The sequence below is a fragment of the Pseudohongiella sp. genome (genome assembly GCF_011050365.1).
Lineage (GTDB): Bacteria > Pseudomonadota > Gammaproteobacteria > Pseudomonadales > Pseudohongiellaceae > Pseudohongiella.
This window is the reverse complement of sequence record NZ_DRFV01000017.1, coordinates 272294-291835: the sequence shown is the minus strand read 5'-3', so window position 1 is coordinate 291835 and position 19542 is coordinate 272294. Positions and strand designations below refer to the sequence as shown.

The 19542-nt window shown below is 55.1% G+C and carries 24 protein-coding genes and 1 pseudogene; 17 read left to right on the top strand and 8 right to left on the bottom strand.

What is annotated here, in order from left to right:
* The first annotated feature begins 4 nt into the window (after positions 1–4).
* The 12 genes and pseudogenes from rplR to ENH71_RS15910 all read left to right on the top strand — a co-directional run bounded on the left by rplR (position 5) and on the right by ENH71_RS15910 (position 7516).
* On the top strand, positions 5–355 hold the full coding sequence (gene rplR, locus ENH71_RS15965) for a 50S ribosomal protein L18 (RefSeq protein ID WP_294131782.1): 351 nt from the start codon (positions 5–7) through the stop codon (positions 353–355).
* Positions 356–367: 12 nt separating this feature from the next.
* On the top strand, positions 368–877 hold the full coding sequence (gene rpsE, locus ENH71_RS15960; RefSeq protein ID WP_414704688.1) for a 30S ribosomal protein S5: 510 nt from the start codon (positions 368–370) through the stop codon (positions 875–877).
* Positions 878–913: 36 nt separating this feature from the next.
* On the top strand, positions 914–1090 hold the full coding sequence (gene rpmD / locus ENH71_RS15955) for a 50S ribosomal protein L30 (RefSeq protein ID WP_414704689.1): 177 nt from the start codon (positions 914–916) through the stop codon (positions 1088–1090).
* Positions 1091–1093: 3 nt separating this feature from the next.
* Positions 1094–1516: pseudogene (rplO, locus tag ENH71_RS15950) on the top strand (50S ribosomal protein L15); the annotation flags it as partial.
* Between the two features lie 79 nt (positions 1517–1595).
* Positions 1596–2915 (top strand): preprotein translocase subunit SecY, encoded by a 1320-nt coding sequence (gene secY, locus ENH71_RS15945; protein WP_294131711.1) that lies wholly within the window; start codon positions 1596–1598, stop codon positions 2913–2915.
* 56 nt (positions 2916–2971) lie between these two features.
* Positions 2972–3088 carry a 50S ribosomal protein L36 gene (gene rpmJ / locus ENH71_RS15940; RefSeq protein WP_083264754.1) on the top strand — a complete coding sequence of 39 codons (117 nt, stop codon included), beginning with the start codon at positions 2972–2974 and terminating at the stop codon, positions 3086–3088.
* 106 nt (positions 3089–3194) lie between these two features.
* Positions 3195–3551 carry a 30S ribosomal protein S13 gene (gene rpsM / locus ENH71_RS15935; protein WP_294131704.1) on the top strand — a complete coding sequence of 119 codons (357 nt, stop codon included), beginning with the start codon at positions 3195–3197 and terminating at the stop codon, positions 3549–3551.
* A 70-nt stretch (positions 3552–3621) separates the two neighbouring features.
* Entirely contained in the window at positions 3622–4020 is a 399-nt protein-coding gene (gene rpsK / locus ENH71_RS15930) for a 30S ribosomal protein S11 (RefSeq protein ID WP_070119188.1), read from the top strand.
* Between the two features lie 70 nt (positions 4021–4090).
* Positions 4091–4711 (top strand): 30S ribosomal protein S4, encoded by a 621-nt coding sequence (gene rpsD, locus ENH71_RS15925; protein WP_294131700.1) that lies wholly within the window; start codon positions 4091–4093, stop codon positions 4709–4711.
* A 72-nt stretch (positions 4712–4783) separates the two neighbouring features.
* Positions 4784–5782, top strand: coding sequence for a DNA-directed RNA polymerase subunit alpha (locus ENH71_RS15920; RefSeq protein WP_294131698.1), 999 nt, complete (start codon positions 4784–4786; stop codon positions 5780–5782).
* Positions 5783–5830: 48 nt separating this feature from the next.
* Positions 5831–6226 carry a 50S ribosomal protein L17 gene (rplQ, locus tag ENH71_RS15915; RefSeq protein WP_294131697.1) on the top strand — a complete coding sequence of 132 codons (396 nt, stop codon included), beginning with the start codon at positions 5831–5833 and terminating at the stop codon, positions 6224–6226.
* Positions 6227–6337: 111 nt separating this feature from the next.
* Positions 6338–7516, top strand: a complete 1179-nt coding sequence (locus ENH71_RS15910) for a pyridoxal-phosphate-dependent aminotransferase family protein (RefSeq protein WP_294131696.1) — start codon at positions 6338–6340, stop codon at positions 7514–7516.
* A 13-nt stretch (positions 7517–7529) separates the two neighbouring features.
* Here the strand turns inward: ENH71_RS15910 and lspA are convergent, their stop codons facing one another.
* The 4 genes from lspA to glpK all read right to left on the bottom strand — a co-directional run bounded on the left by lspA (position 7530) and on the right by glpK (position 11153).
* Complete coding sequence (gene lspA, locus ENH71_RS15905; RefSeq protein ID WP_294131695.1) at positions 7530–8045, bottom strand: signal peptidase II; 516 nt, start codon at positions 8043–8045, stop codon at positions 7530–7532.
* A 138-nt stretch (positions 8046–8183) separates the two neighbouring features.
* Complete coding sequence (locus ENH71_RS15900; protein ID WP_294131693.1) at positions 8184–8990, bottom strand: DUF1499 domain-containing protein; 807 nt, start codon at positions 8988–8990, stop codon at positions 8184–8186.
* On the bottom strand, positions 8980–9639 hold the full coding sequence (locus ENH71_RS15895; protein ID WP_294131691.1) for a histidine phosphatase family protein: 660 nt from the start codon (positions 9637–9639) through the stop codon (positions 8980–8982). Before ENH71_RS15895 ends, ENH71_RS15900 begins: the two co-directional genes overlap by 11 nt.
* Entirely contained in the window at positions 9636–11153 is a 1518-nt protein-coding gene (glpK, locus tag ENH71_RS15890) for a glycerol kinase GlpK (RefSeq protein WP_294131690.1), read from the bottom strand. The genes ENH71_RS15895 and glpK overlap by 4 nt, the downstream gene beginning before the upstream one ends.
* A 71-nt stretch (positions 11154–11224) precedes the next feature.
* Between glpK and glpD the strand changes: the two genes are divergently transcribed.
* The 3 genes from glpD (at position 11225) to ENH71_RS15875 (ending at position 15801) form a co-directional block, all read left to right on the top strand.
* Positions 11225–12760 carry a glycerol-3-phosphate dehydrogenase gene (gene glpD, locus ENH71_RS15885; RefSeq protein WP_294131689.1) on the top strand — a complete coding sequence of 512 codons (1536 nt, stop codon included), beginning with the start codon at positions 11225–11227 and terminating at the stop codon, positions 12758–12760.
* 3 nt (positions 12761–12763) lie between these two features.
* A complete protein-coding gene (locus ENH71_RS15880; protein WP_294131688.1) occupies positions 12764–14170 on the top strand; it encodes a 1-acyl-sn-glycerol-3-phosphate acyltransferase in 1407 nt (468 codons plus the stop codon).
* 233 nt (positions 14171–14403) lie between these two features.
* The gene (locus tag ENH71_RS15875) at positions 14404–15801 is read left to right on the top strand and encodes a methyl-accepting chemotaxis protein (protein WP_294131687.1); all 1398 of its coding nucleotides are present in this window, start codon (positions 14404–14406) and stop codon (positions 15799–15801) included.
* 7 nt (positions 15802–15808) lie between these two features.
* Here the strand turns inward: ENH71_RS15875 and ENH71_RS15870 are convergent, their stop codons facing one another.
* Positions 15809–16225 carry an SMI1/KNR4 family protein gene (locus tag ENH71_RS15870; RefSeq protein WP_294131685.1) on the bottom strand — a complete coding sequence of 139 codons (417 nt, stop codon included), beginning with the start codon at positions 16223–16225 and terminating at the stop codon, positions 15809–15811.
* A 2-nt stretch (positions 16226–16227) separates the two neighbouring features.
* Positions 16228–16989 (bottom strand): class I SAM-dependent methyltransferase, encoded by a 762-nt coding sequence (locus tag ENH71_RS15865; RefSeq protein ID WP_294131683.1) that lies wholly within the window; start codon positions 16987–16989, stop codon positions 16228–16230.
* 133 nt (positions 16990–17122) lie between these two features.
* Between ENH71_RS15865 and ENH71_RS15860 the strand changes: the two genes are divergently transcribed.
* Complete coding sequence (locus tag ENH71_RS15860; protein ID WP_294131681.1) at positions 17123–17788, top strand: alpha/beta hydrolase; 666 nt, start codon at positions 17123–17125, stop codon at positions 17786–17788.
* Positions 17789–17808: 20 nt separating this feature from the next.
* Here ENH71_RS15860 and ENH71_RS15855 read toward each other — a convergent pair whose 3' ends face one another.
* Both ENH71_RS15855 and ENH71_RS15850 read right to left on the bottom strand, forming a co-directional pair.
* Positions 17809–18252 carry a DUF2214 family protein gene (locus ENH71_RS15855; protein ID WP_294137929.1) on the bottom strand — a complete coding sequence of 148 codons (444 nt, stop codon included), beginning with the start codon at positions 18250–18252 and terminating at the stop codon, positions 17809–17811.
* A 10-nt stretch (positions 18253–18262) separates the two neighbouring features.
* Positions 18263–18619, bottom strand: coding sequence for a glutaredoxin (locus ENH71_RS15850; protein WP_294135353.1), 357 nt, complete (start codon positions 18617–18619; stop codon positions 18263–18265).
* A gap of 186 nt (positions 18620–18805) precedes the next feature.
* On the opposite strand from ENH71_RS15850, the gene ENH71_RS15845 reads away from it, so the two are divergent.
* Positions 18806–19453: a TetR/AcrR family transcriptional regulator gene (locus ENH71_RS15845; protein ID WP_294135355.1), complete on the top strand. Its 648-nt coding sequence runs from the start codon at positions 18806–18808 to the stop codon at positions 19451–19453.
* Positions 19454–19542: the final 89 nt, after the last annotated feature.

The window sequence follows — 19542 nt, the reverse complement described above, 5'->3', positions numbered from 1 at the left end:
CATGATGAATGTGAAAAAGCAGGCTCGTATTCGTCGCGCACGACGAACCAGAGCAAAGATAAGTGAGCTGGGTGTTAACCGTTTGTGTGTTTATCGCACACCGCGTCATATTTACGCACAGATCATCTCGGCAACGGGTGATCAGGTGTTGGCAAGCGCGTCAACGGTAGAGAAAGATATGCGCAGCGGCGCCACAGGTAATGTTGAAGCAGCCAGCAAGATCGGTAAATTGATTGCTGAACGGGCCAAGAAGGCCGGCTTGAACAAAGTGGCATTTGATCGTGCCGGTTATAACTATCATGGTCGCGTTAAAGCGTTGGCTGACGCGGCTCGTGAAGGCGGCTTGGAATTTTAAGGGTTTAAGAATATGGCACTGAGAGACGAGGCGAGAAAAAACGAAGAAGGTTTACAGGAGAAGTTGATCCAGGTAAACCGTGTCGCCAAAGTAGTTAAGGGTGGTCGAATTTTCGCCTTTACTGCACTGTGCGCGGTCGGTGACGGCAATGGTCGTGTAGGTTTCGGTCGTGGCAAGGCGCGTGAAGTGCCGCTGGCTATTCAGAAGGCGATGGAAGCGGCCAGAAGAAACATGATTTCTGTGTCTCTGGACGGCAACACACTGGAGTATCCGGTGAAAGCGCGTCACGGTGCCTCAAAGATTTATATGCAACCAGCTTCTGAAGGTACCGGTATTATTGCCGGTGGCGCGATGCGCTCTATCCTGGAACTGGCCGGCATTCAGAACGTACTGGCCAAGTGCTATGGCTCGACTAACCCGGTTAACGTGGTTAACGCGACATTCAAAGGCCTCAAAACAATGCGTGCTGCCGAAAGTGTTGCGGCAAAGCGTGGCAAAACACTCGAAGAGATCCTGGGTTAAGCAGCTATGGCTAAGAAATCAGCAACTAAAGATACAGTGGGCACCGTGAAGGTGACACTGGTTCGCAGCCCCATCGGAACGATGGCAAGACATCGTCAGTGCCTGGTAGGCCTGGGTCTGCGTCGTATGCATCAGACTGTAGAACTGCAGGATACTCCTTCAGTTCGCGGCATTATCAACAAAGTCAGCTATATGCTGCAGGTTGAGGGATAAGTCATGCAATTGAATACTCTGAGTCCAGCACCCGGAAGCACACAGTCTCCCAAGCGCGTCGGTCGTGGTATCGGCAGCGGCTGGGGCAAGACCTGCGGTACGGGTCACAAAGGTCAAAAATCACGTAGCGGCGGCACAGTACGTCCGGGTTTTGAAGGCGGTCAAATGCCTTTGCAGCGTCGACTGCCGAAGTTCGGTTTTTCTTCGCGCGTAGGACGTATGACCGGTGAAGTTCGCACCAGCGAACTGAACGCCATTGAAGCAGATGTGATCAATATAGATTCGCTGCGTGCGGCCAATATTATTAATGGCAGCATCAAGCGCGTTAAGGTTATGTTGTCCGGCGATGTTACCAAGGCAGTGACGGTGGAAGGTCTGCGTGTGAGCAAAGGTGCTCGTGCGGCGATCGAAGCGGCTGGTGGCAAGGTAATTGACGCGGTAGTACCTGATTACGTTGGCAAGAAAAAGACCAAAAAAGCGGTAGCGCAAGGCTGATACAAACAAAATGGCAAAAAAACCTAACATGAGCGGTGAAGGTGTAGGCGCAGGTCTCGGCGAGCTTAAGGCACGCCTGTTGTTTCTGTTGTTTGCCATTTTGGTTTATCGGATTGGTACGCATATCCCGGTGCCGGGTATCGACCCGGCGCAGCTGGCGAATATGTTCAGTCAGAACGAGGGCACGTTCCTTGGCCTGTTTAACATGTTCTCCGGTGGTGCACTTGAGCGAATGAGTATTGTGGCCCTGGGCATCATGCCCTATATTTCGGCCTCGATTATCATGCAGCTGTTGAGCGCGGTGAATCCGCATCTGGCGCAACTCAAGAAAGAAGGCGAATCAGGTCGTCGCAAGATTACGCAGTACACACGTTACGGTGCATTGTTGCTGGCGTTGGTACAGGGTACTGGCATGGCCGTGGGCCTGCTCGCACCGATGGCGTACAACCCGGGCCTCGGTTTTACCTTCACGGCCATCGTGTCGCTGGTGACGGGTGCCATGTTCATGATGTGGCTGGGTGAGCAGATCACCGAGCGCGGCGTGGGTAACGGTATTTCGATGTTGATTTTTGCCGGTATTGTGGCCGGTTTGCCGGCGGCAGTAGGTAACTCACTGTCGCAGGCGTACGAAGGACAGATAAGCGGTCTTTTGCTGCTGGTGGTGGGTATCATCGCAGTCATCGTTATCGCAGGTATTGTGTTCATCGAACGAGGCCAGCGTCGTATCACGGTTAATTATGCCAAGCGACAGCAGGGCAACAAGTTGTACCAGGCGCAGTCCAGCCACTTGCCGCTGAAGGTGAACATGGCGGGTGTGATACCGGCGATTTTTGCCAGCAGCATCCTGTTGTTCCCGGCGTCAATCGGGCAATGGTTTGGTCAGTCCGAAGGGGCTGAATGGTTACAGGATTTTGCATTGATGATTGGTCCGGGCCAGCCCCTGTACGTGATCATCTTCAGTGCCATGATAATTTTCTTCTGCTTCTTCTACACGGCGTTGGTGTTTAACCCCCGTGATGTGGCAGACAACCTGAAACGCTCAGGTGCCTTTATTCCGGGTATACGTCCGGGTGAGCAGACCGCGCGATACATTGATGCGGTTCTGACTCGATTGACAATGTTTGGTGCGATTTACATCACCATTGTTTGTTTGTTGCCGAATTTTTTCCAGATGATGGCCAATGTGCCGTTTAATCTGGGTGGCACAGCGCTTTTGATTGTTGTGGTGGTGAGCATGGACTTTATGTCGCAAGTGCAATCCCACCTGATGTCGCACCAGTACGACTCTTTGATGAAGAAGTCCAACCTGGGCACCTTTGGTCGCAATTGAAGATTGACTAGCGGTACCGGAACTTAAAGCCCCGGCCGCTGAATGGAGAGAAAAACGTGAAAGTCAGAACATCAGTTAAAAAAATCTGTCGCAAATGCAAAGTTGTCAGACGCAACCGTGTTGTGCGGGTGATCTGTTCGGCGGAGCCCAGACACAAGCAGCGTCAGGGCTAAGTATCTGGTTGATTTTTATATCGCCAGAGTATATCCTTTGCGCCCCTGAATTCGAGGGGCATTGGGTCTCTGGTACATGAGTAATTTACAAGATTGGAGTTAAACTATGGCACGTATTGCCGGTGTCAACATACCAGATAACAAGCACCTCGTTATTTCCCTAGAGTACATCTTCGGGATAGGTGCGACACGCGCCAAATTGATTTGCGAACGTGTCGGTATTGCTCCCCAGACCAAGACCAACTCTTTGTCACCGGAACAACTGGACAATATTCGTGCGGAAGTTGGCAAGTTTATAGTTGAAGGTGATCTGCGTCGCGAAGTGTCGATGAGCATCAAACGTTTGATGGACCTCGGTTGCTTCCGTGGCATCCGTCACCGTCGTTCGCTCCCGGTTCGTGGTCAGCGTACCAAAACGAATGCCAGGACCCGTAAAGGTCCGCGGAAGCCGATTCGTAAATAAGTTGTAATGACCCGGGCAACAGTGCGCGGGTTCGAGAGATAAACGCTTTAATCTGATTCAGGAATTATCTATGGCAAAGCCAGCAGCTAAAGCAGCCCCAAAGAAAAAGGCGCGAAAAGCGGTTGTGGACGGGATTGCATTTATCCATGCATCCTTCAATAACACTATCGTGACAATCACAGACCGTCAGGGTAACGCCCTGAGCTGGGCTACCTCTGGTGGCTCGGGTTTCCGTGGCTCACGTAAAAGCACACCGTTTGCTGCGCAGGTTGCTGCTGAACGTGCCGGTAAAACAGCGATCGAGTTGTACGGTCTGAAGAACCTTGATGTCAAGGTAAATGGTCCTGGCCCGGGTCGCGAATCAGCCGTGCGTGCGCTTAATGCGTGCGGCCTGAAAGTCGGTAACATCACTGATGTTACCCCGATTCCACACAATGGTTGTCGACCCCCGAAAAAGCGCCGAGTCTGACGCTTAATCACCGGATCAGTTATCGCTCATCAAGGCTTTATGCCGAGAGTAAGAATACAGGAGTCAGTCTATGGCCCGTTACCTAGGCCCAAAATGCAAGCTAGCTCGACGCGAGGGGACAGATCTGTTCCTGAAAAGCGGCGTACGTCCGCTGGAAAGCAAGTGCAAGGCAGAAACTATTCCCGGTCAGCACGGTGCGCGTCGCGGCCGTCTGTCCGACTACGGTGTGCAGCTGCGTGAAAAGCAGAAAGTACGTCGTATGTATGGTGTCCTGGAGCGTCAGTTCAGCTCCTATTACAAGGAAGCCGCCCGTCGTAAGGGTGCAACCGGTGAAAACCTGCTGCAGCTTCTGGAATGTCGTCTCGATAACGTTGTTTATCGCATGGGCTTTGGCTCAACGCGTGCGGAATCCCGCCAGTTGGTGTCTCACAAGGCAATTCTGGTCAATGGCGCAGTCGTTAACGTGCCGTCTTACCAGATAGCGCCCGGTGATGTGGTTTCCGTTCGCCCCAAAGCGAAAGAGCAGCTGCGTATCAAGTCAGCGATGGAGCTGGCTGGCCAGCGTACTGCAGTGGAATGGCTGACTGTGGATTCAACGAAACAGGAAGGGCAGTTTACCCGTAAGCCTGATCGCGCTGATTTGTCTCAGGATATTAACGAAAACCTGATCGTAGAGCTTTACTCCAAGTAAGTCCTGACAAACCAGGGCTAAACAGATAAGGCAGTAAAGAACATTACCAGGCTAATTGTTAAGGGTGAAACCATGCAGATTTCGTTGTCGGATTTTCTTACACCACAGTTGATCAAAGTCGAAGAGTTTGACAAGTATCACTCCAAAGTGGTGCTTGAGCCCCTTGAGCGTGGTTTCGGCCACACACTGGGCAACGCATTGCGAAGAATCCTGCTGTCCTCCATGCCCGGTTGTGCAGTGGAAGAGGTTGAAATCGACGGTGTTGTTCACGAATACAGCAGCATTGAAGGTGTACGTGAAGACGTCATCGAGATTCTGTTGAACCTGAAAGGTGTGGCCATTGTATTGAATGGTCAGGACGAAGCCGTGTTGGATCTGAACCGTAAAGGTGCGGGAGTGGTGACGGCCGGTGATATCGTTTGTGACCACAATGTCGAAATTGTTAATCCCGAGCACGTGATTGCCAATCTGAATGACGCTGGCGAGCTGAATATGCGCATCACAGTCCGTAAAGGCCGTGGTTATGTGCCGGCTGATACCCGCAAGCGTGATGACGATGAAACCCGTGCCGTTGGCCGTCTGGTGCTGGACGCATCCTACAGCCCGGTGCTGAGCTGCTCGTACGCGGTTGAAAGCACGCGTGTCGAGCAACGTACTGACCTGGACAAGCTGGTTATCGATCTGCGTACCAATGGTACTATCGATCCGGAAGAGGCTATTCGTCGCGCGGCAACGATTCTGCAACACCAGTTGGCAGTGTTTGTTGACCTGCAGAGCCAGGAAGCGGCAGCTCCGGAAGAGCCGGAAGACGAGATTGATCCTATTTTGCTGCGTCCGGTAGACGATCTGGAGCTGACTGTGCGTTCGGCAAATTGCCTGAAGGCTGAAGATATTTATTACATTGGCGACCTGATTCAGCGCACAGAAGTTGAGCTGCTGAAGACCCCGAATCTGGGTAAAAAGTCGCTGACTGAAATCAAAGATGTGCTGGCGACCCGTGGGCTTTCCCTGGGTCTGCGTTTGGAGAACTGGCCACCTGCCAGCCTGCGCACAGAAGACAAAGCCAATTAATCAAAGTTAGTCAGCCGTGAGGCTGCTGTTGGAATAGGAAAAGTAGATATGCGTCATCGTCATAGTGGACGTCAGCTAAACAGAAACTCTTCTCACCGTAAGGCCATGTTTCGTAACATGACGACCTCACTGGTAGAGCACGAGCTGATCAAGACTACCGTCATCAAAGCCAAAGAGCTGCGCATGGTTGCTGAGCCTCTGATCACGCTGGCTAAAACCGACAGCGTTGCCAACCGTCGTCTTGCATTTGCACGTCTGCGCAGCAAGGAAGCCGTCGGTAAACTGTTCACCGATCTGGGCCCGCGTTATCAGGACCGTCCCGGTGGTTACATTCGCATCATGAAATGCGGTCTGCGTGCAGGCGACAAGTCGCCGATGGCCTATGTGGAACTGGTAGGTCGCCCGACCGGCGCTGATGCGGCAACGGAAAATGCAGAAGATTGATGCTCTGGTATACAGATCATGCCCTGGCATGACCTGACCGAATTAACAAAAAAGCCGGGCTTGTCCCGGCTTTTTTGTTTCTGTCTATCTCACCAGTAAAGGGGGCACGCCATGACCCAAAGTTTTTATCCGCCGCAACGTACCCTGATGGGTCCGGGTCCGTCTGATGTCAGCCCTCGCGTGCTTGCAGCTCTGGCCAGACCGACGATTGGCCACCTGGATCCCGAGTTCATCAAGCTGATGGATGAAATAAAGGGATTATTGCAATACGCCTATAAGACCCGCAATGAACTGACCTTGCCGGTGTCGGCGCCGGGATCGGCCGGTATGGAGGCGGTGTTCACCAATCTGCTGGAGCCGGGTGACAGGGTTGTCGTTTGTCAGAATGGGGTCTTTGGTGGCCGCATGAAAGAGAATGTTGAGCGCTGCGGCGCGACGGCGATCCTGGTGCAGGACGACTGGGGCAAACCGGTTGATCAGGAGAAGCTGGAAGAAGCATTAAAGGCCAATCCGGACGCCATAGCGGTCGCATTCGTGCACGCGGAAACCTCAACCGGTGTCCGTAGTGATGCCAAAGCGCTGTGTGCTCTGGCGCATCAGTACGATTGCCTGGCTATTGTGGATGCGGTGACGTCGTTGGCCGGCAACGAGCTGCGCGTCGACGACTGGGGTATTGATGCGATCTACTCAGGCACGCAAAAGTGCCTGTCATGTGTGCCCGGATTGTCACCTGTCAGTTTCAGCGAACGCGCCGTTGAGCGCATACGCCGGCGCAGTCATCGCGTACAAAGCTGGTTTCTGGATATGAATCTGATCATGGATTACTGGGGCGGTGACTCTAAGCGTAGCTATCATCACACCGCTCCGGTGAATGCCCTGTATGCGTTGCATGAGTCGCTGATCATGTTGCAAGAAGAAGGGCTGGAATCTGCCTGGGCCCGGCATGAGCATCACCACACGGCGTTTGCGGCGGGTATACAGGCGATGGGTATGGGTCTTATCGTTGATAAAAATGCTCGCCTGCCACAATTGAATGCAGTCGAGGTTCCCGCCGGTGTTGATGAGGCGGCTGTCCGCAAACAGCTGTTACAGGCCTGGAATCTCGAAATAGGCGCCGGGCTGGGTTCTCTGGCGGGGAAAGTCTGGCGTGTCGGTTTGATGGGTCATGCCGCCAATCAGACCAATGTGCTGCTCTGTCTCACGGCGTTAGGTACTGTCCTGCGGTCCATGGGGGCTTCGGTTATGCCGGAGGCCGGGCTCAAGGCAGCGCAGGCAGTTTACGCAACATAGCAAAGTGCCGGGCTCAGTCGCGGTGCCACAGCAGACCAATGAACAGCATTGGCCACAATCCGATGTGTACAAAAGTATCTGCGGTATTGAAGATATAGTGCCAGAACGGAATGCCCCGGACATCGATAAAGTCGATAACGCTGCCGTAGAGCAGGCGGTCGAGGACATTACTCAGGCCGCCGCCGGCGATAAAGCCGAAACACAAAAACTCATATACCCGTACCTGTCGGCCTCGAAGCAGATACCAGACCAGTGCGCCGATCAGCACCACACTGAACACCGCAAAAATCCAGCCCTGACCTTGAGCCAGACCGAACACGCCGCCCAGGTTACGGATATGGGTGAAGTGCAGCACCGGACTTATTTGCACACTGCTACCCAGTGGAATGTGGGTGTTTACCAGATAGCTGCCGAGTTGTGACAGCGCCAGGCAGGCGGCGCTGATCATGGCAAAATAAACCAGGTAAGGTGCGCGCTGGTCAGCGACTTGTGCCGTCAGAAACGAGCGTAGGGGTGAGTTGCCTGACATTCATGTCTCCAGTCGCCCGGCGTGAGTTGCGAGCAGCGGCATGCTGTTGATATCCGGCGGCAAGCTTAACGGAAGCCGCCGCCGGTTGTCACGCAAAAGCTCCCTGCCGGTCCGGCAGCGAGTCTGCAATCAGGAGCGTCAGAGCTCGTTGAAAAATGCGCGCAGGCGTTCGGCGTTTTTGCCAACATCGCTCAGGCCGACACGCGAGGTAGAGCGCGCATCAACGACGGTGCCAGCGGCTGTTGGCTCAATGCGAATAACCACGTCGTCCTTGAAGCGGAACCAGAAAGTCGTGTCTGTCGCTTCGATCCGGCCCTCGCTGGCATCCTGTGCGACCAGTTCCCAGCCCAGCATATCAACGGCTGCCAGTGCGCGCTCAAAGACGGCGCTGGCGGGTTCATCATAAGTCCGGGTAGTCAGGTCAGGGTAGGCCTCCCGCTGGCGCTCAGCGTGCTCTTCAGGCGTCATATTCGGGTTACCAGTGCCGTACACCGTCGGATTGCTGCTGTCGCCGCGCAAGGGCAAGACATCGACAAATTGCGGGGGCTCCGCAATGTCTGTGCTGATATCGTGAATCGGCGGGATATTGACGCCCTCTCCCGGCAGATACGATTGTGGCACATACCAGGCGATGCCGGCGGCAATCGTTGCCAGCGCTGCGACTCCCGCCAGTCGGGTAGTGCCGGCAGCGGCACGTTGGCGGCCGACCACCAGAACAATGGCGGTGATGGCGGCGCAACCCAGCGTAATCCACAGTACAAATGGTTGTGCACTGCGCAGTATTGAGAAACCCTGACGGAAATCCCACCATCCGGTCCACACGCCCACCGGCGCGATCAGGGCGAACAGCGCCAGTCCAAGGCCCGTCAACGCAGCCAACGCGGTCAATATCAGCAGAAGAGGAGGGGTCGATCGCTGGGAAGTACCCAGATTGTTATTGTTCATGCAAGACTCCGGTTTCACCCGTTCGGGTGATTAATGGGTAAGATTTGTTGGCATAAAGAGTTATACGCTGATTACCATCCTTGTGGATTTCAATCGTACTCAGGGCGCAGTTGTGCATGGCCGGTGGTTCCCACACCTGTGCCAGAGGGCGTCGTTCAATAAAGCTGAGGATGGTCTTGATCAGCAGGCCATGGCTGACTATGGCAATACTCTGCGACTGACTTTCATCAAGAATCCGGTTCAGGCGTGTCATCGCGCGGCGCTGAACCTGTTCAAAGGTTTCAGCGCCTTCCAGTATAAAGCTGTCTGGCCGGTTCCAGAAGGCATCGAATTGCTCCGGATACACTTGTCGCAGTTCATCATAGAGTCGGCCTTGCCAGGGGCCCATATGGATTTCGCGGAGCTGATCGCAGTACATCATGGGTAATGCGCGATCGGCGAAAGCGATGGCAGCAGTCTCTCGCGTGCGAACACTGCTGCTGCAATACACTTCGTGGATCTCGATATCCCTGAGCGTTGACGCCAGCTCCTGCGCTTGCGCTTTGCCAGCTTCGGTGAGGACCGACTCTTGCTGACCTTGTGCGCGGCGTTCCCTGTTCCAGTTGGTTTCACCATGGCGAATGAGATGAACTTGCCGTATCGCGCTCATTGCTCCGCCTCCGCTGGTCCGGCATGGCTTCGTGTGCGTTGCACCGCATCGAGCCAGCGCGCGTAATGATGATCGCGCCAGGCTTTGTCCTGTGTCGGCATGAATGAGCGTTCAAGCTGCCACAGGCGTGTAATATCGTCCAGTGTCGTATAGAACCCGCACTGCAGCCCGGCCAGATAGGCCGCGCCAAGTGCTGTGGTCTCGGTAATTTGCGGTCGGTCTACCTGGCAGCCGAGCAGGTCGGCGAGTTTTTGCACAACAAAGTTGTTGGCAGCCATGCCGCCATCGACCCGGAACGTTGTAGGGCGCAGACCATCTGACTCCATGGCCTTCTGCAAATCCTTGGTTTGATAACAAACCGACATCATGGCGGCCGTCACAATATCAGCGATGCCGGTATCGCGCGTCAGGCCATAGATGGCGCCGCGTGCATCGGGATCCCACCAGGGGGCGCCGAGGCCGGTAAAAGCAGGCACAAACATCAGCGACAGGCCTTCGTGTGCCTGCGCAGCCATGGCTTCGGAATCCGCCGTGTTGGCAAAAAACTGCAATTTGTCGCGCAACCACTGCATGGTGGCACCGGCCATGAAGATGCTGCCTTCCATTGCGTAGCTGGTTTTGCCGTTAAGCCGGTAGGCGACCGTGCTCAGCAGGTTATGGCCCGATTGCAGCACCTGGTCTCCGGTATTCATCAGCAGGAAGCAGCCAGTTCCGTAGGTACTCTTGGTCATGCCGGCGGAGAAGCAGGCCTGACCGAAGGCGGCTGCCTGCTGGTCCCCGGCGATGCCGCCCACGGCAATGGAATGACCAAACCATTCTTTGTCGCAATTGCCAAAATCGGCAGCGCTATCCAGCACTTCCGGCAGCAATGCTGCCGGGATATCAAACAGTGACAGCAGCTCCGGGTCCCATTGCTGCGTGTGGATATTAAATAGCATGGTGCGGGAAGCATTGCTGGCATCAGTGCAGTGGCGCTGGCCGTTAGTCAGTCGCCACAGCAGAAAGCTGTCTATGGTACCAAACGCCAGCTCGCCAGCTTCCGCAGCGGCCCTGGCGCCCTCGACATTGCTCAGAATCCAGTTGATTTTGCTGGCGGAAAAGTACGCATCCGGCAACAGGCCGGTGCGTTCCTGAATAAGCTGGCCGCGCCCCTCTTTGTCGAGCCTGTCCTTGACGGCCTGGCAATAGGCCGCCGTGCGTCGATCCTGCCATACGATAGCGCGGTGAATTGCCTTGCCGGTATTGCGATTCCAGATAACGGTGGTTTCGCGTTGATTGGTAATACCAACGGAGGCGATACTGGCGGCGTCAATCCTGCCCGCAGTCAACGCTTCGCGACAGCTTTGCAGGCAGGTTTGCCATATATCTTCCGGGTCATGTTCCACCCAGCCGTCGTTGGGATAGTGTTGTTCAAAATCGTATTGCGCTGAACTGACGGCTTTGCCTTCGCGCGAAAAGATGATGGCACGGCTGCTGGTGGTGCCTTGATCAATTGCTAGCAGATAGTGACTCATGTTCGCTGTCCCTGTTTTTTTTGCATGGTACTATACCCGAAATCACAAATCCTGTTTTCTGAGGCTGAGCTATGATTGTTTCGTCGGGTGCGCCCGCTACCGCAATGCCGTCTGATGTTGATCTGCTGGTGGTAGGTGGCGGCATTAACGGTGCGGGTATTGCCGCTGATGCCGCCGGTCGCGGTTTGTCAGTATTGTTGTGCGAAAAGAATGATCTGGGCGGCGCCACCTCTTCGGCCAGCACCAAGCTGATACACGGTGGTTTGCGCTATCTGGAGTATTACGAATTCAGACTGGTGCGGGAGTCCCTGGCGGAACGGGAAGTTTTGTTGCGCGCTGCGCCCCACATTGTCTGGCCCCTGCGTTTTCGTTTACCGCATCAACCCAGCCAAAGACCGTCCTGGATGATCCGCGCCGGTCTGTTTCTATATGATCACCTGGGCAAACGTGTAACCTTGCCCGCGTCCAAAGGCATTCGCTTTGGGGAGGACAGCCCATTGGTCCCCGAACTGAAAAAGGGTTTTGAATATTCCGACTGCTGGGTTGATGACGCCAGGCTGGTCATACTCAATGCCATGCAGGCCCGACAACATGGTGCTGTCATTAAAACGCGGACAGCATGCACAGGCTTGACGGCAGCAACAGATGCCAATGATCATCCGGTCTGGCACGCAACGTTGACTGATAGTGAGAGCGGGGCCACCAGTCAGGTTGTTGCCCGGTGCGTGGTGAACGCAGCCGGCCCCTGGGTCAGTCACCTGGGCAAGGCGCTGACGCCGCAAACGCCTCCGGAGCCGGTTCGTCTGGTCAAAGGCTCCCATATTGTGGTGCCACGGCTCTACGATGGCGACGAGGCCTACATGCTCCAGCATAGCGATGGACGCGTCATCTTTGTGATTCCGTACGAAAATGAGTTCTCGTTGATAGGAACGACAGAACAGGATTTTTCTGCGGACCCTGTCGAAGCCCGGATTTCGCAACAGGAAATTACTTACCTGCTTGATATTGTGAACCAGTATTTCCATAAAGGTGTGAGTGAAAAGGATGTCAAACATCACTTCTCCGGCATTCGTCCGTTGATTGATGAAGAGGTTGAGAATGCCAGCAAAGTGTCGCGTGACTATACACTTGAACTGGATCTGGCGCCGGCGCCCCTGCTGACCGTATATGGCGGCAAGATCACCACTTACCGTCGTCTGGCAGAGTCAGTACTGCACAAACTGGCGCCGCTGTTTCCCGGCATGACTGAGGACTGGACCGCCACGGCGACTTTGCCCGGCGGAGATTTTACCTCGCAAGACAGCCTGTCGGATCGCCTGGCGACCGAATATCCATGGCTGGAGGCAGCGCTGCGCGAGCGCTGGGTGAAACAGTACGGTATGCTGGTCTACCAGCTGCTCGGAGACGCTGCTGACCTGTCGGCGCTGGGAGTCAGCATCGGCCCGGGTTTGTATGCCCGCGAGGTCGACTATTTGTGTTCACAGGAATGGGCTCGCACGGTCGATGACATTCTCTGGCGTCGCACCAAGCTCGGGCTGTGGTTCGATGACGCTGCCCGTGCCACGCTGGAAAACTACCTGCAGGCCCGGACAGTAAAAGGCAACTAAATTATGCTGGACGACAATGTCAGCTTGCCGACCTGGCTCTACCTGCTGCTGTGGGCAGCAGTAGTCTACGCCATTGTTGTCAGCATTCTGTACCCCGGCGTACGCTGGTTTGTCCGGCGACGCCTCAATCGCGCAGTAGAGCGGCTCAATACCAGTTTGAGTATCAAGATCAAGCCATTTCAGCAAACCAAACGGCAGGAACTGATAGACAAACTGGTATTCGATCCGCAGGTGCTGGCATTGATTGACAGCCAGGCGCGGGAAACCAATGTGCCGCGGGAAGCATTGCTGCTTGATGTCAAACGCTACGCCCGCGAAATAGTGCCATCGTTTAATGCCTATGTGTATTACCAGCTAGGTTACTGGCTGGCAAAACGAATTTCGCGGTTCCTCTACCGGATTCGGGTGTCGGCCGTTGATCAGGAAGTTCTGGAAACACTGGACAAGGATTCCACGGTGGTTTTTGTCATGAACCATCGCAGCAATATGGATTATATCCTGATCTGTTATCTGGCTGCAGAGCAGGTCACCCTGTCTTATGCAGTGGGTGAATGGGCACGGGTTTTTCCGCTGGAATCGGTGATTCGGGCGATGGGTGCGTTTTTTGTGCGACGTGGCTCCCAAAACCCTTTGTATCGGAAGGTTCTGGGGCGCTATGTCCAGCTGGCAACACAGTCCGGTGTATGTCAGGCGGTATTTCTGGAAGGCGGCCTGAGCCGTGACGGCAATGTGGCAGAGCCCAAAATAGGTTTTCTGGATTACATGCTGCGACACCATGACCACCGCAAACACCGGAACATCACCTTTATCCCGGTGGGTATCAACTACGATCGTGTCATAGAGGACAAGAATCTCATGCACTGGGACGACAAAAGCCGTCGTTCTACCAGATGGCAGACCTTGATCAGGGTGCTACGATTCCTGCGTGTTAATATATTCTCCGATTCGCGGAGCCGTTGGCAGCGTTATGGCTACGCTGGCGTTAATTTTGGTATCCCGATTGATATGCGCAAGTATTGCGAAAAGCATCGGTTGTTGTTTGCCGCCATGCCGCAACGCGACCGAATTCCGGCAGTGACGGCATTAGCGGAACATCTGATGGAAGCGGTGCGTTACGTCATACCTGTGTTACCGGTGCCGGTTATTGCCACAGTGTTTGCACAGCACAAAGGAGAAGGATTGCGTTCGCTGGATATCATTGCCGGGTGCGATGAAATCATCGATGACATGATTACATCGGGGGCTGCGATACGGGATGAGCAGAAGCCCAGGCAGAAAACGATAGCGGCTGCGCTCGACAATCTGCGCCATCGTCATATCCTGTTGGAGGAGAACGACGTGTACCGCATCAATCCCGCCTTCGAACGTCTCATCCATTACTATGCCAATTCCATCATTCATTGGCGCTGATACTGCCACCTGCAAGGGCGGCCATGGGATTCGTTGCACTTTTCTGGTGCTTTCGGGCGACATTGATCTCTATATCGGACGGCATTAAAGACCTCCGCAGTCGCTGCCGATACATTTACCGGGTAGAAAGAGAGATGGCACTTTGTTTGCTAGATCTATGTGTAACAATGGGGACCAGGGCCATCGGCTAACGGAGTCGATATTTGCATAAATGGATTTAGGACGGAGACGGTATGAAGTTGCTCAACTCTGCGCGCAAGCGTCACATCATGGCAGATGCGCTTGCTGCGCTGGCGGAAGATCTGGATCTGACGGTTGAGCGCAGTGGCGATGATGCCGCCGGTCGATCACTCACGTTGCTGCAGAAAACCTTACATGAACGCATACAGGGCGGAGTCGCCGCGGCTGTTGGTATCGCTGCCCAGGCACCCGCCTTGTCAGCGATTGCCCATCAGACCATGCAGACCGGTTCGCAACTGGCACAGTCGTCCGAAGCCATTGCCAGCAGCAGCGAGCAGGTCACCACGGCCATTGAAGCCGAATTGATTCCCGCAACAACGGATGTGGCGCGATTGTCAGCCTCTGTCGCGGACGCAGTGCGCAATTGCGAGCGTGATAGTGCACAGGCTGAAAACAGCATCAATCAGGTAAGCACCACTGAACAGCACCTGACTCAGGTTATTGGCAGTCTGCAAACACAACTGGATGAGGTGGTGCGGGTTATATCTGCCATTTCCAATATCTCCAGACAAACCAATTTGCTGGCGCTAAATGCCGCCATCGAGGCGGCCCGGGCCGGTGAGCATGGTCGGGGTTTTGCAGTGGTGGCGGAAGAAGTCAGGGCGCTGGCCAATAACACCACGGAGGCGACCAGTCAGGTTGCAACCATCATTGAGTCTTTCAAAGCGGAAGTGTCAGGCCTGGCAGTTGCCGGGCAGCAAATGCAGGCCGTCGTCAGCGAAGGCGCCGGCAGCGTCCGGCATATGCGCGGAGAGCTCAGTGGCGTGCGTCAGGCCATGGACGACCTTGACCAGAAAGTGCACGGAATCGCCGCCAGCACAGAGCAGATGGGCAAGGCGATGTCGACGGTCAATCACGATGTTCACACGGTATCGACAGTCGCTGCGGACATGAAGAGCAAGGCGGCGGAAGTCGGTGAGCGTGGCCACGCGGTGCACCGGGAAAGCGATCGTCTGCTGGAGAGCCTGGGCGGTTTTCGCCTGAACGTGCACAATCAGGCCTGCCTTGACATCACCCGGCTGGCGACCGACCGGGCCTTACTGAATGCCGATTTGCCAGTGGCAGAGAACTTGATGCAACAGGCACTGGTAAAGCACACGCATTTCGAACTGATGTACCTGGTGGGGGCAGACGGCAAACAGGTCAGTGAGAATATATTTGCCGCTGATGTCGAGGGGCGGGGCTCGGACTCGGCCAGGGGCAAGGACTGGGCCGGGCGTGCCTGGTTCAGTGCCGTGATGCGCAGCAAGCAGCCTTATGTCTCTGACGTTTATCGATCGGCAGCAACGGATGACTTCTGCTTTACGGTATCCGTTCCCATCATTGATCAGAATGGACGAATTGTCCGTGTCCTGGGTGCGGACGCGCGCCTGTCGGCGTTGCTGAAGTAAGCCGGCGTTATTCCTGTAGCCAGACCTCGCGCGCCCAGTGCCAGATACTGGGCCAGGACTTGGTCCCTTGCGGGTCCTTGCCCAGTTTATGACCATTCCAGAAACGAACTTCGCCCTCGTTATTAGTACAGTAATAGCCATCGCCGAGCTGGCAAACGGGTAACAGGTAGCGTGGCATGCCATCGTTCCAGGCCTGCGCCGCTACTTCAGGCAAAAAGGTGTGTGATCGCGGGTCAGTAACTGTCACCGGTTCCAGGCTGCCAAATACCACGTCACTGACTTCAAGCAGGTAGTCGCGAAAATCATCCGGCAGCGACATCAGGACCTGCTCTTCGATTTCAACCAGCAAGTCTTCATCCGGCAGTTCCAGCGGCACGGGTATAGTTTCGTTGCGTTCGCGCAACAGTTCGATTACATCTTCCATGGTTACTGGACTCCGGGTTTGCGCAGACGCAATAGAAACTGATCGGTACCGCGATTCAGCAAGGGGTCGAAAATCGAGCGGCGGGGGTTGTCATCGGGGTTTGCCAACAGGTCGCTTTCCGCTTCGACAATAAAACCGGCGCGGGTAACCGCCTCGATTGCCTGTGTCTTCAGCATGCGGTGCAGGCGCCGGTTGTCGTTGCCCTCGGCGCCAGTGTGGTCAATGATGCCCACGATGCCGCCGGGTTTGAGCAATCTGTGCAGCTCGACCAGCAGGCCGTGCGCCCTGGCGGGGCTGCCATTGTAATAGTCATGCAGTATCTGGGACACCAGAATGAAGTCCACGGAGGCGTCAGGCAGTTCCGTGTCCTGAATCGCCCGATCAACCCGGATCACATTGGTCAGCCTGCCTTGTTCTATCTTGCCTGCTAACGCATCGCCCTGAGTGATATCGGTACGATCCTCGTCATAGCGCAATGCACGTGGCGAATTTTGTGCGTAAACAGTGCCATTGTCGCCGACGGCGCGAGACAGGACAAAGGTGTAATAACCACCGGCAGCATAAACCTCGAGCACCGTCATGCCTTCCTGCAGCTCCAGAAAGGTCAGGACGTCGACCGGTTTGCGGGCGTCGTCGCGCATGCGATCGGCGATATCGCGATCGCTGCCACTCAGGTCCTCGCGCAAGGCCTGCGGATCGAGCGCATGGCTGCTGGCGCAATAGAGCAGCGCTGCTGCCATCACACTTCGAAGTAGTGTCGTCATAAGTCCGTTGCTGGTGTCACGAATTGATTTCATGGGCCTGATTATAGTCGATCACTGATGCGCAGTCCCCTATAATCCCTGCACGTATATTTCCGGTCAGTGCGCCGGGTCAATCACACAACTGGGGATGTTTATGTCACTTTTACCTGCCATTGTCCGGGAAAGCAATCCGGGAAAAACCGCTGACGCTGCGGTTATCTGGCTGCACGGGCTGGGCGCCGACGGTAACGATTTTGCCGGTCTGGTGCCGGAGCTGCATTTGCCGGCGGATTTGTCCGTACGTTTTATTTTTCCGCACGCGCCATCGATACCGGTGACCATCAATCAGGGTTATGTCATGCCTGCCTGGTACGACATCGTCGAAATGGACGTTCAGCGTCGGGTAGATGAAAAGCAGCTGCGTGCCTCAGCCACCGCAGTGCACGAGTTCGTCACTCAACAGATGGCCAACGGCATCGACAGCCGTCGGATCGTGTTAGCGGGCTTCTCACAGGGCGGTGCGGTTGTACTTGAGGCAGGGCTGAGCTGTCCGCACCCGTTGGCAGGCCTGCTATCGCTGTCGAGTTATTTTCCTACAGCGGACAGCGTCCGGATTAATGACGCCAACCGAAAGTTGCCGATCCGTATCTGTCATGGTACGGCGGATCCCGTGGTCAATGAAGCGCTGGGTAAAAACAGCGTTAGCGTGCTGGAGGCATTTGGATTTCAACCGCAATACAGCAGCTATCCGATGCAGCACAGTGTCTGTCTGGAGGAAATACGGGACATATCTGCCTGGCTGCAAAAGCTACTGGGCTGAATCCGTGCCTCACGAAGCTGTCAGTAGCCGATGCCGCGTGCCGCCAGATAGGCCAGCACAGGCACCACAAGCAACAGCGGCAGCGTGCTTTTCTGCATGCGGAGCACTGCCTGGGGGACCGGTTGTTGTCCTTGTGCCCGGCACAAAAACCAGGCCGGGTAGACCGCCGTTGCCAGCAGTGTGGCGACCAGAGCCAGCTTGGCATGAAAAACCGGGTTGTTGCTGAAAAATGCGGCCGGTTTGCCGACCGCCAGCCATAACATCAGGCCGGCGCCGATGGTGACAATGACTGCCAGGCCGGTATACCCGTATATCTTCCGGAACGTCCGATAGGCAGATTCATGTTGCTGGCTGTCTGCTGCCAGGCTACCGGCAGCCAGAGTTGCGATAACCAGGCCGGCGGCCATGCCAAGGGCGCCAAGCAGGTGCAGGCCACTAAACAGGGCTTCCGCCATGGTATCCATCCTCCGTCACTCAGGGTGTCGAAATCTCAATGCCCTTGTTTGCCAGCAGTTTTTGTAGCACACCGGCACGCGCAGCCGCCTGCGTTTCCGTGTAACCGCCGATATTTTCCTGGCCGACGAATACCTGGGGCAGGGTCTGGCTGCCACTGAGTTGGCGTAATTCGGCGCGCATTTGCTGGTGTAGCCGGGTCTCAATGTAAATGCCACTGTCCAGCTCAATGGTCTGATGGGGGATGCGAAGGCTGTCCAGCAAGCTCTTGACGGCGTGACAATACGAACACCATGACAACGTGAAGACGGTGACCGGTATCCGGTCCTGCTGCAGGATTGCCTGTACGCTGGTATTAGATGCCTGAGTCTCAGTCATGGATGCTACCTTTGGGGAAAATTTGCGCTATTGTGCCATATCCGACTGTGTTAATCTTTAGTGTTGAATGACAGCCGGCATGCCCATGGACTGCCGATATTTGACAGCGCGTTGTCATTTTGTGATGTTGGGCGGATGTCGCGGCCATCTGACAGCAATTTAAATCCAGGCAGGGTTACAATCAGCATGACCGGTGAAAACACAGCACGAAAAAATCAGATAAGTGATGAGCCGGATCTGGCGTCCATGGGACTCAGAGAGCGCAAAAAGTTGATCCGTTTGCAGCGAATTGTCGCTGCTGCACGTCAGTTGTTCATCAACAAGGGGTTTACCACCACAACCATTCAGGACATTGCGGTTGAGGCAGACGTCGGACTGGGAACCCTTTACCTGTACGCCAAGAGCAAGGAAGATCTGCTGGTCCTGGTGTTCAAGGACGATATTCTGGTCATGATTGACGAATCCTATGCTGCCATAGCGCCCGGCGAGCCACTTATTGATCAGTTGATGGCCTTTTTCGACGGCCATATCAACTATCACCTGAAAGACCAGGCCTTGTCGCGCATGGTGTTGAAGGAGTTATCCTTTTCAACAACCGAGCAACGTCGTCAGGATATCGACCAGATCATGAACAGCACGTATGCCAAGTTGATGAAGCTCATTGAACGCGCGCGCCGTGACGGGCGTCTGCAAAAGGAAGTGTTCACCGGCACCATGGCCTGGAGCACGTTTGCCCTGTATTACCACCTGCTACAGGGCTTTTTGTGCGGATTTCATAGCGAAGAGGAATTTCGCAAAAGTCTGCGCAATGCCCTGGCTGCTCTGCTCACCTGAACTGCCCGGGCAGTGTTCCGCCAGCCCGCTCCGCAACGAGTTGTCGCACACATTCGACATTCTGTCGCAGCGCCCGGGTATCTGTCTGA

Bases quoted from the DNA above. Each gene is read 5' to 3' on its own strand.
- ENH71_RS15845 (WP_294135355.1), top strand. From the start codon at position 18,806: ATGACCGGTGAAAACACAGCACGAAAAAATCAGATAAGTGATGAGCCG.
- rplR (WP_294131782.1), top strand. From the start codon at position 5: ATGAATGTGAAAAAGCAGGCTCGTATTCGTCGCGCACGACGAACCAGA.
- glpD (WP_294131689.1), top strand. From the start codon at position 11,225: ATGATTGTTTCGTCGGGTGCGCCCGCTACCGCAATGCCGTCTGATGTT.
- ENH71_RS15875 (WP_294131687.1), top strand. From the start codon at position 14,404: ATGAAGTTGCTCAACTCTGCGCGCAAGCGTCACATCATGGCAGATGCG.
- rpsD (WP_294131700.1), top strand. From the start codon at position 4,091: ATGGCCCGTTACCTAGGCCCAAAATGCAAGCTAGCTCGACGCGAGGGG.
- glpK (WP_294131690.1), bottom strand. From the start codon at position 11,153: ATGAGTCACTATCTGCTAGCAATTGATCAAGGCACCACCAGCAGCCGT.
- rpsK (WP_070119188.1), top strand. From the start codon at position 3,622: ATGGCAAAGCCAGCAGCTAAAGCAGCCCCAAAGAAAAAGGCGCGAAAA.
- rpsM (WP_294131704.1), top strand. From the start codon at position 3,195: ATGGCACGTATTGCCGGTGTCAACATACCAGATAACAAGCACCTCGTT.
- ENH71_RS15865 (WP_294131683.1), bottom strand. From the start codon at position 16,989: ATGACGACACTACTTCGAAGTGTGATGGCAGCAGCGCTGCTCTATTGC.
- ENH71_RS15910 (WP_294131696.1), top strand. From the start codon at position 6,338: ATGACCCAAAGTTTTTATCCGCCGCAACGTACCCTGATGGGTCCGGGT.
- ENH71_RS15870 (WP_294131685.1), bottom strand. From the start codon at position 16,225: ATGGAAGATGTAATCGAACTGTTGCGCGAACGCAACGAAACTATACCC.
- secY (WP_294131711.1), top strand. From the start codon at position 1,596: ATGGCAAAAAAACCTAACATGAGCGGTGAAGGTGTAGGCGCAGGTCTC.
- ENH71_RS15895 (WP_294131691.1), bottom strand. From the start codon at position 9,639: ATGAGCGCGATACGGCAAGTTCATCTCATTCGCCATGGTGAAACCAAC.
- ENH71_RS15880 (WP_294131688.1), top strand. From the start codon at position 12,764: ATGCTGGACGACAATGTCAGCTTGCCGACCTGGCTCTACCTGCTGCTG.
- ENH71_RS15855 (WP_294137929.1), bottom strand. From the start codon at position 18,252: ATGGATACCATGGCGGAAGCCCTGTTTAGTGGCCTGCACCTGCTTGGC.
- rplQ (WP_294131697.1), top strand. From the start codon at position 5,831: ATGCGTCATCGTCATAGTGGACGTCAGCTAAACAGAAACTCTTCTCAC.
- rpsE (WP_414704688.1), top strand. From the start codon at position 368: ATGGCACTGAGAGACGAGGCGAGAAAAAACGAAGAAGGTTTACAGGAG.
- ENH71_RS15860 (WP_294131681.1), top strand. From the start codon at position 17,123: ATGTCACTTTTACCTGCCATTGTCCGGGAAAGCAATCCGGGAAAAACC.
- lspA (WP_294131695.1), bottom strand. From the start codon at position 8,045: ATGTCAGGCAACTCACCCCTACGCTCGTTTCTGACGGCACAAGTCGCT.
- ENH71_RS15850 (WP_294135353.1), bottom strand. From the start codon at position 18,619: ATGACTGAGACTCAGGCATCTAATACCAGCGTACAGGCAATCCTGCAG.
- ENH71_RS15920 (WP_294131698.1), top strand. From the start codon at position 4,784: ATGCAGATTTCGTTGTCGGATTTTCTTACACCACAGTTGATCAAAGTC.
- ENH71_RS15900 (WP_294131693.1), bottom strand. From the start codon at position 8,990: ATGAACAATAACAATCTGGGTACTTCCCAGCGATCGACCCCTCCTCTT.